12 protein-coding genes are annotated in these 10,082 nt (G+C 70.9%); 3 read left to right on the top strand and 9 right to left on the bottom strand.

Annotated features, from left to right (window positions below; all coding sequences use genetic code 11):
• Positions 1–91 precede the first annotated feature (91 nt).
• The 3 genes from ACFYYW_RS40690 to ACFYYW_RS40680 are packed head-to-tail and all read right to left on the bottom strand — an operon-like array spanning position 92 to position 2,346.
• Positions 92–1,162: a hypothetical protein gene (locus ACFYYW_RS40690; protein WP_387657700.1), complete on the bottom strand. Its 1,071-nt coding sequence runs from the start codon at positions 1,160–1,162 to the stop codon at positions 92–94.
• A complete protein-coding gene (locus ACFYYW_RS40685; RefSeq protein WP_387657698.1) occupies positions 1,159–1,647 on the bottom strand; it encodes a SigE family RNA polymerase sigma factor in 489 nt (162 codons plus the stop codon). Before ACFYYW_RS40685 ends, ACFYYW_RS40690 begins: the two co-directional genes overlap by 4 nt.
• Before the next feature lie 45 nt (positions 1,648–1,692).
• Complete coding sequence (locus ACFYYW_RS40680) at positions 1,693–2,346, bottom strand: NIPSNAP family protein (RefSeq protein ID WP_387657695.1); 654 nt, start codon at positions 2,344–2,346, stop codon at positions 1,693–1,695.
• A 215-nt stretch (positions 2,347–2,561) separates the two neighbouring features.
• Between ACFYYW_RS40680 and ACFYYW_RS40675 the strand changes: the two genes are divergently transcribed.
• The 3 genes from ACFYYW_RS40675 (at position 2,562) to ACFYYW_RS40665 (ending at position 4,015) form a co-directional block, all read left to right on the top strand.
• The gene (locus ACFYYW_RS40675) at positions 2,562–2,819 is read left to right on the top strand and encodes a hypothetical protein (RefSeq protein ID WP_352319902.1); all 258 of its coding nucleotides are present in this window, start codon (positions 2,562–2,564) and stop codon (positions 2,817–2,819) included.
• Positions 2,820–2,851: 32 nt separating this feature from the next.
• A complete protein-coding gene (locus ACFYYW_RS40670; RefSeq protein WP_352363132.1) occupies positions 2,852–3,109 on the top strand; it encodes a hypothetical protein in 258 nt (85 codons plus the stop codon).
• Between the two features lie 90 nt (positions 3,110–3,199).
• Complete coding sequence (locus ACFYYW_RS40665; RefSeq protein ID WP_352319898.1) at positions 3,200–4,015, top strand: hypothetical protein; 816 nt, start codon at positions 3,200–3,202, stop codon at positions 4,013–4,015.
• On the opposite strand, the gene ACFYYW_RS40660 is transcribed toward ACFYYW_RS40665, so the two are convergent.
• The 6 genes from ACFYYW_RS40660 to ACFYYW_RS40635 all read right to left on the bottom strand — a co-directional run bounded on the left by ACFYYW_RS40660 (position 4,016) and on the right by ACFYYW_RS40635 (position 9,804).
• Positions 4,016–4,762, bottom strand: a complete 747-nt coding sequence (locus tag ACFYYW_RS40660; protein WP_352319897.1) for an SDR family oxidoreductase — start codon at positions 4,760–4,762, stop codon at positions 4,016–4,018.
• Between the two features lie 34 nt (positions 4,763–4,796).
• On the bottom strand, positions 4,797–6,002 hold the full coding sequence (locus tag ACFYYW_RS40655) for a RimK family alpha-L-glutamate ligase (RefSeq protein ID WP_387657692.1): 1,206 nt from the start codon (positions 6,000–6,002) through the stop codon (positions 4,797–4,799).
• A 28-nt stretch (positions 6,003–6,030) separates the two neighbouring features.
• The gene (locus ACFYYW_RS40650; protein ID WP_352319893.1) at positions 6,031–7,326 is read right to left on the bottom strand and encodes a DUF2252 domain-containing protein; all 1,296 of its coding nucleotides are present in this window, start codon (positions 7,324–7,326) and stop codon (positions 6,031–6,033) included.
• A 63-nt stretch (positions 7,327–7,389) separates the two neighbouring features.
• Positions 7,390–8,163, bottom strand: a complete 774-nt coding sequence (locus tag ACFYYW_RS40645) for an SDR family oxidoreductase (RefSeq protein ID WP_387657689.1) — start codon at positions 8,161–8,163, stop codon at positions 7,390–7,392.
• 11 nt (positions 8,164–8,174) lie between these two features.
• The gene (locus tag ACFYYW_RS40640) at positions 8,175–9,296 is read right to left on the bottom strand and encodes an acyl-CoA dehydrogenase family protein (RefSeq protein WP_352319889.1); all 1,122 of its coding nucleotides are present in this window, start codon (positions 9,294–9,296) and stop codon (positions 8,175–8,177) included.
• Positions 9,283–9,804, bottom strand: a complete 522-nt coding sequence (locus ACFYYW_RS40635) for a flavin reductase family protein (RefSeq protein WP_387657723.1) — start codon at positions 9,802–9,804, stop codon at positions 9,283–9,285. Before ACFYYW_RS40635 ends, ACFYYW_RS40640 begins: the two co-directional genes overlap by 14 nt.
• Between the last annotated feature and the right edge of the window lie 278 nt (positions 9,805–10,082).

The following is a 10,082-nucleotide window of genomic DNA, read 5'->3' as shown; positions in this document are numbered from 1 at the left end:
ACGCCGCGATCTGGCACAACTGGAACACCGGCGCCCCCGTGAAACGATCACTGACCGCCTACGACCATTGACCCAAATTCACATCAGCGATCTAGCGGACCAGTCCGGGCACGGACGACTGGCCGTCCCCCCGCAGCGCGAACAGCTCGGTGGCACGTCCCGAGTCCACGTCCACCGCGTAGACCACGGCGGTGGCGCGGGGGTCGTCGTCCGGATAGGCCAGCATCGTCACCTGACGGGGGGACGTCCAGCCGCCCAGCTTGGCCGGCCGCAGCCCCGCGGCGAGCCCGGACGGCCTGACCCGGCGCTCCGCGCCTCCCGTGACGTCGAAGACGACGATCGTGCCGTCGCGCCGCACCATGGGCTCGCGGTTCCGGTCGAGGGTCGTGCCGACGCGGGCGATCGTGCGGCCGTCCGGGGCCAGGGCGCTGAAGTCGTAGGTGTGCTCCGGGACCGTCACCGGGTCGCGGCCGGACACCCACAACGACGTGGTGTCCCCCTTGGCCCTGGCCAGCACGACCGGGCCCGTCCCGTCGGCCACGCTCACCGGCCACGAGCCCTTCGGCAGCGAGGCCGACGTGCCGGCCTGCACGTCCACGAGCCGGGGCGCGCCCGTCGCCGACACCGCGAACCGCAGGCCGCCGGGGGAGAGCCGCAGCGCGTACTCGCCGGAGAAGTCCCGGTCGTCCTGCTTCAGCGGCGACGTCCACACCTGGCCGCCGGCCAGGTCCCGGACGACGATCGCGCGCTTGCCAGGGCTGTAGTAGGCGATCCGGCGCCCGTCGGCCGTCGCCTCGACCGGCCCGTTCCGCGGCCCGTCGGTCAGCTCGTACGTGGCGCCGTCCCGGGTGACCAGCCGCCACCGGCACGCCGGGCCGTCGGTGCGGCACGTCGGCCGGTAGAACTGCTCGACCGGCGCGACCCCCTTGGCGGGCAGCGGAAGGGCGGTGGCCGCCGGCGGCGTGAGCACGATCGGCGGCGCCGGACGCGCCTGCTGCAGCAGCACGGCGCCGCCGCCCCCGACCACGCAGAGCGCCGCCGCGACGCTCACCGCCAGCCGGGTCGCGCGCCTGCGCCGGGCGCGCAGGACGGCCCGCGCCCCCAGGTCGACGACCGGCGCCTGCTCGGCCAGCGCGTGCAGGTCCTCGCGCAGCGTCTTCATCGGTACACCTCCGCGGGGGTCAGGGCGCGCAGCCTGGACAGCGCGTAGTGCGTCTGGCTCTTGACCGTGCCGAGCGAGACGCCCATGAGCCGGGCGGTCTCGTGCTCGGTGCGGTCCTCGTAGAAGCGCAGCACGATCACCGCGCGCTGTTTCGGGGTGAGCCGGGCCAGCGCCTTGAGCAGGGTCAGGCGGCGCACGGTCGCCTCGTCGTGCGCGTGCCCGCCGGTCTCCGGCAGCTCGGCGGCGGGCAGCTCGGGCCGTCTGCGCCGGCGCCAGGAGATGGTCTGGTTCACCAGCGCCCGGCGCGCGTACGCCTCGGGGTTGCCGTCCTTCGCGAGCTTGCCCCAATGCGAGGCGACACGGGTGAGGACGGTCTGCAACAGGTCCTCGGCGAGATGGGGGTCTCCGGTGAGCAGGTACGCGGTCCGCATCAGCGACTGCTGACGGGCGCGGACGAACTCGTGGAACCCCTCGTAGCGGTCCATGTAGGAAATCAACTCCGCCGAGGGCCCGAGGGTTGGAAGAAGTCGTCAGCGCATCGACGAGCGGGCGGTGGGACGCAGGCGCAGCCGCACCGGCGGGGCGGTCAGGCGGGCGTCGAGCATGGGCAGGTCCGCCTGGCGCTCGTCCTCCGGCCGGGCGAACCGGGTGAACCACACGAACACGTTCTCCCCGGTCCGGACGGGCAGGCGGGGGAAGGTGTTCTCGGCGTGCTCGCTCTCCAGGCAGCCGACCGGCGGCGTCCCGGCCTCGGCCAGCGCGGGCGCGACCTGCCCGGCGAAGAACTCGGCGAAGCCCTCCCCGACGTGGCAGATGGTGGCGACGTACAGGGCGGCGGGGAGCTCGGCGGCGCCCGCGGGTGGCCGTTCCCAGGAGGGCAGCTCCGGGCCGGACGGGCGGAGCAGCAGCACGTCGTCGGAGTCGATCATGGTGGCGTTGGCGGCGTCGCGGTGCGCCCGCCAGACCGGGCCGTCGTAGAAGCCCTCCAGCGCCGCCCGGCGCGCCTCCATGTCGGGGAAGGCGCGCAGCCAGGTGAAGGTGTCGGGCGCGTCCGGATCGCGGAAGGTGCCCGCGACGCGCATGCCGACCGCCTCCTGCGGCTCGACGAACTCGCGCTCGAACAGCGTGATCAGGGTGTCGCGCCGTCCGGGGTGAAGGGTGTACCGCCGTAGTTCGTAGATCATGGCCGGACGCTAGGGCGGGGTCACTGCCATCTCATGTCAGGGGAGGTGGCGAACAATGTTCTGATAACTCTGTGCTACCGATTGGCAACGCAGAGTTATATAGTCGCATTGACCTTGATCCCAATGGGTCACAGAAGGTCAAAAAGAGGGCGGCGGCTGCCCAGGGCCCTGGCTCCCGCCTCCTCGCAGGGGTCCACACCGGTGAAGGAGCAGAAGTGATCAAAAGGCTGTGCGCCGCAGGGGCCGTGCTGGCCGCGGCCGCCGGCGTCGCCATGGCGGCCGTTCCCGCCCACGCTGACACCTGGTCCGACAACTGGAGCAGCAACAGCGACTCGTCGCAGTCGGGCAACAACTTCGGCGACGTCTCCGCGGCCAACCGTGGTGGCTGGGACTCGACCAACGTCAACAACATCAACGGCGTCGCGACCACCGCCACCGACGGCGGCATCGCGGTGACCTACATCTTCTACTGACCTCCGTACAGCTCCGAGGAAGGGACATCGACATGATGAAGAAGCTCTGCGTGACCACCGGCGCCGTCGCCGCGGCCGCCGCCCTGACGCTCCTGTCCGCCCCGGCCCACGCCGACGTCACCGCGGGCAACTCCAGCTCCAACCACGACACCTCCCAGTCGGGCAACAACTTCGGCAACGTCGTGAACGTCAACGTGAGCGGCACCGACGCCACCAGCGTCAACAACGTCAACGGCAACGCCACGACCGCCACCGACGACAGCCACGCCGGCACCAGCGTCGACTCCTAGCCAGGCCCGGGGGCGCCCTCCGGCGCGGAGAGGGCGTCCCCGTGCGGGCCGGGTCGAGGCGGCCCGGCCCGCCCCCACTACCATCCCTGGATGACGAACTGTGCATATGTCACCTTTGATGACCCAACCGGCCTGGACGACGAGCGCGACCTCGCGCTCTCCCATTGGCACGCCCACGGCATCGAGGGCCGCGCCGAACGCTGGGACGACCCCGCGGCCGACTGGAGCGCCTACGACGCCGTCGTGGTGCGATCGGCCTGGGACTACATCGACCGGCGCGCGGAGTTCCTGGCCTGGGCCCGCCGCGTCGAGTCCGTCACCAGGCTGCTCAACCCGGCCGTCGTCCTGGAGGGCAACACCGACAAGACGTACCTGAGAGACCTGGGCGTGCCGACCGTGCCGACCCACTGGTCCGCCCACGACCTGCCCGACTGGCCCGAGTACGTCGTCAAGCCCGCGATCTCCGCCGGAGCCCGCGACACGACCAGGACCACCGACCGCGACCGGGCGGCCGAACTGGCCGCCGCACTCCAGGCCGCGGGGCGGCAGCCGATGGTCCAGCCCTACCTCGACATGGTGGAGTCGGAGGGCGAGACCTCCCTGCTGTACTTCAACGGCCGCCTCAGCCACGCCGTCCGCCGCCATCCGATGCTGAAGGCGGGGGCAACCCTCGACCACAACGCGCGGGCCGAGCTCCGCACCCCGGCCCCGGACCAGGTCGACCTGGCCGAGAAGGTGCTCGCAGCCATTCCCCACGCCCTTCTCTACGCCAGGATCGACCTGGTCCGGCTGTCCGACGGCACGCCGGTGGTCATCGAGCTGGAGCTCACCGAGCCGTACCTGTTCCTGCGCTACGCCCCGGACGCCCCGGCGAACTTCGCCAGGGCCCTGAAGGCGCTGGTCTGATCAGCAGGAGATCCCGCCGTCCACCGGGATGACCGTGCCCGTCAGGTACGACCCCGCCCGCGAGGACAGGAAGACGGCCGTGCCCGCCATGTCGTCGGGACGGCCGATCCGCCCCAGGGGCACGTTCGAGGCGATGGCGGCGCGGGTGGCGGGGTCGTCCAGGGCGAAGGCCATCATCTTGGAGTCGAACGGCCCGGGGGCGATGGCGTTGACCGTGATGTGCTCCTTGGCCAGCTGCCTGGCCAGGTGGCGGGTCAGCATGTGCACGGCCGCCTTGGTGGAGGAGTAGGCGTAGCTCTCCAGGGCGGGCACCCGGATGCCGTCGATCGAGCCCACGTTGATCACCCGGGCCGGGTCGTCCGGGCCGGCCGCCTCGCGCAGGTTCGGCAGGAACTTCTGGGTCAGGTAGAAGACGCCCTTGACGTTGATGTCCCAGAGCTTGTCGAAGGCGTGCTCCGGATACTCCTCCAGAGGCGCGCCCCAGGTGGCGCCGGCGTTGTTGACCAGCACGTGCAGCGGGCCGCCCACCGCCGTGACCAGCGTGTCCACCCCCTCGGGCGTGGACAGGTCGGCCTGCACGGCCGTGCACCCCAGCTCGGCGGCGGTCTTGTCGACCTCCGCCGCCTTGCGTGCCGATATGACGACGGTCGCGCCGGCCGCCACGAACCCGGCGGCGATCATGCGGCCGATGCCGCGCGAACCGCCGGTGACGACGACCGTCTTGCCTTCCACCGAGAACAGACTCATGTTCCGGAAGCATGCCATACCGACTGGTCGGTTACTAGCTGCCCTCGTCCTTCACCCAGAGTCGCAGCAGCCCCCGGAAGTGCTCGGTGAACCGCTCGCGCTCGGCCGCCGGGTACGTGGCCGCCACCGTGTCGACCAGCAACCGGTCGAACTCCGGCCCGTCCACCCAGTCCAGGACGATCTCGTCGAGATGCGCCAGATGCGTGCGGCAGAACTCCTCGTACCGGTCCACCTCGAAGTAGCGGTCGGCCAGCCGGCGGTACTGGGCCAGCCGTTCCCCGTAGTCGCCGGTGACCTCGAAGTAGTCGTGCGTCTCCAGGTCGATGCGCGGCCGGCGGCGGGTGGCCACGCAGAACACGCTCCACTTCACCAGCGCCTTGATCGCCCAGGGGAAGTAGTAGTGCAGGCTGGTCAGCGCCACGTCGGGGCAGGCGTTGGCGTAGTCGATCGGGTGCACGTCGGCGCCCTTGACCAGCGTCTCGCAGGAGTTGAACTCCCAGCGGAAGAACGCGTTCACCAGCCGCCCGACGGTGACGACCTCCTCGCCCACGGACGGCGAGAGGAACTCGTGGTCCACGGCGTACCGGGCGTGCATCGGCTCGTCGGGGCGGAAGCGCATGACCATGGTCTCCGCGCCGATCGACAACGACCTGGCGAAGGCGTCGTACCCCTCGACGGACTGCTGGAGGTGCATGAGCATCTCGCCGCTCTCGTCGTAGGCGCGGTGCAGCTCGTCGCGATCGCGGACGCGGGAGACGCCCCGCCAGGCGCCGCCGTCGTAGGGCTTCATGAACAGCGGATAGCCGATGCGCTCGGCGACCGCGTCGAGGTCGAAGGCCCGGTTGTAGCGCTCGGCGGTGTAGGCGTACCGGGAGTTGTCCACCGGGTTCTTGTACGGCACCAGCACCGTCTCCGGCACCTTGAGCCCGAGCCGCATCATCGCGCAGTAGGCCGCGTGCTTCTCCATCGACTGGAACGTGAACGGGCTGTTCAGCAGATAGACGTCGTCCATCATGGCGATCTTCTTCAGCCACTCGCGGGGGTGGTAGTACCAGTACGCCAGCCGGTCGATCACCAGCTCGTGACGTGGCTTGGCGCGCAGGTCGAACGGCTCGATCGTGATGCGCTCGACGTCGAACTCGCCCACCCCCTTGATCGGCCCCACCCGGCGTAACACGGTCTCGAACGCCGCCGGCCAGTCCTCCTCGGTCCCCAGCAGCAGCCCAATGAGATGACGCACGATGCTCCTCCGCGGCCGCCGCGAGGGCTCACAGGCCGGGCAGGCGACCGTTCCTGAACAGGTCGACGAACCGTTGATGGTCTTCACGGGCCTGTGCCCCATATCGGTGGGCGAAATCCACCAGCATGCCGATAAATCCGGATTGATCGCCGTCGATGACCGCCACGATCGCCTCCTCCGTCGAGAAGTCCACCAGGTCGTGGCTGGACTCGTCGTCGGCCACCGAGTGCATGCGCGCCACCGCCCGTCCCAGGTCGCGCATGATGGAACGCAGCTCGTCGGGCTCGTTGACGTCGTCCCAGTCGAGGTCGGCCGAGTACGGCGACACCTCGGCCACGAGCTGGCCCACCCCGTCGAGCGAGGCGTACCCGAGCCAGGGATCGGCGTAGGCCTGCAGCGCCCGCTGCGACTCGGCCGTGCGGTGGCCCTGGTGCAGGAAGTAGGAGGCCGCCTTCTCGTTGTCGACGTACCGGGCCACGGCCGGCGCCTGGGCCTGCTTCATGTAGAGGATGACGTCGTTCTCCAGCGCCTGCGAACGCCCCTCCAGCAGCAGGTTGTACGACGGCAGCCCCGCCGACCCGATGCCCACGCCCTTGCGCAGCGCCACGTCCTTGACGACGTGCTCGACCGGGCTGGACGGCGTGGGCAGCGTCCCCAGGTAGCCCTCGAACGCCGCCAGCACCTTCTCCCGGGTCGCGGCGTCGACCTCCTCCCGGCCGTCCATGAGGGCGAAGCGCCGGTCGTAGTCGTCGATCACGGTCTCCACGTCGAGCATCGCCACCCGCGTGCTGAGCCGCGCCGTCTGCAGCACCCGGTGCAGCACGCCGCCGGTGGTCTCCAGGGTGAGCGAGCCGATGGCGTCGTCGCCGCCGGTCGCGATGCCGTGCAGCTCGGTCAGGTACGCCCGCGCGAACTCGGTCACCAGCACGCTGATCGTCTCGTCCGACAGCGCCTTGGCGTAGCCGATCAGCGCCACGCTGGCGGCGAAGCGCTTGAGGTCCCAGACGTAGGGGCCGACGTAGGCCTCGTCGAAGTCGTTGACGTTGAAGACCAGCACCCCGGAGGCGTTCATGTACGTGCCGAAGTTCTCGGCGTGCAGGTCGCCGTGGATCCAGACCCGGCCCGTGGGCTCGTCGAGGTAGGAGCCGTCGGCGAAGTCGCCGGTCAGGTCGGCGTAGAACAGGCCGGCGCTGCCCCGGTAGAAGGCGAAGGGGGAGGCCGCCATCTTGCGGAACTTGCGCCGGAAGGCGGCCGGGTCGCGTTTGATCGACTCGCCGAACTCGCTGATCAGGACGTCGAGCAGGAAGGAGGAGCGTGTGCCCATGCAACGGACGGTAGCCCGCCCGATGCCCGCCGCCTACCCCGAATTCTCCCTGACAGGGCCAGGTCAGGGATGTTGCGAGGACACCGAGACGGTCTCGCCCGTCATGTACGAGGAGTAGTCGCTGGCCAGGAAGACGATCACGTTGGCCACCTCCCACGGCTCGGCCGACCGCCCGAACGCCTCCTTGGCGGCCAGCTCCGCCAGCAGCTCCTCGCTCGTCACCTTCGCCAGGAAGGGGTGCACGGCCAGTGACGGCGCCACCGCGTTCACCCGTACGCCGTGCTCGGCGACCTCCAGCGCGACGCACCTGGTCAGCGCCATCACCCCGGCCTTGGCCGCCGCGTAGTGCGCCTGCCCGCGCTGCGCCCGCCAGCCGACCACCGAGGCGTTGTTGACGATCACGCCCGAGCCCTGGCCGATCATGTGCCGGACCGCCGCCCTGGTGCAGCGCATGGTGCCGTTGAGGGTGACGTCGAGGACCGTGTGCCACTGCTCGTCGGTCATCTCGGCCAGCGGGGCCGTACCGCCGAGGCCGGCGTTGTTGATCATCACGTCGAGCCGGCCGTGCGCCTCCACCACCGCGTCGAACAGCGCCAGCACCTGCGGCTCCGACGTCACGTCGCACGGGACCGCCAGAGGCTTGACGCCGGTCAGCTCGGTCAGCGCGTCGGCGGCGGCGGCCAGGCGGCGCTCGTGCCGGTCGGACAGGACGATCGTCGCCCCCTCCTCGGCGCAGCGCCTGGCGGTGGCGTAGCCGATGCCCGCGCCCGCGGCGGCGGTCACCAGCGTGACCTTGCCGTCGAGCAGACCGTGCGACTTCGGATAGGGCGGTGCCATCCGTGCTCCAATCAGCGGGGGAGTCCAAGAGTGCGCTCGGCGATGATGTTCCGCTGGATCTCACTCGACCCGGCATAGATCGTGTCCGCCCGGCTGAACAAATACAAGCGCTGCAGGTCGTTCAGCCCGCCCGCCGCCACGAGCCCGGCCTTCCCCTGCACCTCCTGCGCCAGCTCGCCCAGCCGGCGATGCCACTCCGACCAGTAGAGCTTGGCGATCGACGCCTCAGGACCCGGGCTCGGGCCCAGCATCCGCAGGGCGTTCAGCCGCATGATCTCCAGCTCCAGCCACGACCGGACGAGCCGGTCGCGCAGCACCGGGTCCTCGGCCGCCCCGGTCCGCCGGGCGGTCGCGATCACCTCGGCCAGCTCCCGCCGGAACCCGATCTGCTGCCCCAGCGTGGACGCGCCGCGCTCGTGGCCCAGCGTGGCCATGGCCACCCGCCAGCCGTCGCCCGGCGCCCCGAGCAGGTTCCCCGCCGCCGTGCGGGCGCCGTCGAAGAACACCTCGTTGAACTCGGAGGTGCCGGTGAGCTGCCTGATCGGACGCACGGTGACGCCCGGCCCGCCCATCGGCACCAGCAGGTACGACAGCCCGCGATGCCGCTGCGAGCCCTCCTCGGTCCGGCACAGGACGAAACACCAGTCGGCGACGTGGGCCAGCGACGTCCAGACCTTCTGCCCGGTGATCACCCACTCGTCGCCTTCGAGCCGCGCCCTGGTCTGGACGTTGGCCAGGTCGGACCCGGCCTCGGGCTCGGAGTAGCCCTGGCACCACAGCTCCTCACCCCGCTGGATCGGCGGGAGGAACCGGTCCTTCTGCTCGTCGGTGCCGAACTCCAGGATGGTCGGGCCGATCAGCCCCTCGCCGATCAGGCCGACCCGGGCGGGGGCGCCGGCCCTGGCGTACTCCTCGTAGAAGGCGACCTGGTCGTCGAGGGAGGCGGCCCGGCCGCCGTACCGCTCGGGCCAGCTCAGACAGGTCCACCCCGCCTGGCCGAGCCGGCGTTCCCAGGCCAGGCGCAGGTCGTGCCCCTCGTGCTCCCTGCCGGGCCCGCCGAGACCGCGGACGTGCGCGAACTCGCCGGACAGGCTCTCCTCCAGCCAGGCGCGGGCCTGCTCACGAAGGCTCAACAAATCCCCCGTAGCCGCCCTGGAAGAAGACCAGGGGGCCGCCGTCGGCGTGCGTGTCGAGCTGCAGCACCCGGGCCACCACGATCATGTGGTCGCCGGCCGGGTGCTCGGCCTCGATCACGCAGTCGAGCCAGGCCAGCGCGCCTTCGAGCACCGGGTTGCCGCCGGGGGAGCCGGTCCAGGCCAGGCCGGCGAACTTGTCGCCGCCCTTGGCCGCCATCTGCGCGCAGACCGCCTGCTGGTGCTCGGCCAGCACGTTGACGGTGACGACCTTCGCGCCGCGCACCCGGGGCCAGCTCGTGCTGGTGTGGGCCACGCAGAAGGCCACCAGCGGCGGGTCGAGCGAGACGGAGGTGAAGGAGTTGGCCGCCAGGCCGCACGGCTGGTCGTTCGCCGGGTCGAGGGCGGTGATCGCCACCACGCCGGTCGCGAACCTGCCGAGGACCTGGCGGAACCGGCGGCCGTCGATGTGGCCGTTCCCGTTGTGCTGTGCTGGGCCGGGCGGCATGGCGGCTCCGTTACGAGTCCTGCTGCGCTGGTAGGGCGTCGGAAGGCCGCGACAGCCGTCCGGCGCGATGAGCCGGGCAGCGTGTGTGCTCATGGGGTCCGCCTCCTCGTCACCGACTGCGCCCATCATACATACCAAGCGCTTGCTTGGACACTAGGCTCGTTCCGGAAACCCTGTCAACCCGCCCGTAGTGCGCTGCGGCTGCCGCCCGCCTTCCGGCGGCCGGGTCATTCGCGGTTGACATGGTGAAAAAGGTGGGTTTAGCGTGATCTATGTGC

This window comes from Nonomuraea sp. NPDC001831 (assembly GCF_042892035.1).
Classification (GTDB): domain Bacteria; phylum Actinomycetota; class Actinomycetes; order Streptosporangiales; family Streptosporangiaceae; genus Nonomuraea.
This window is presented reverse-complemented; position numbering and strand designations above follow the sequence as displayed.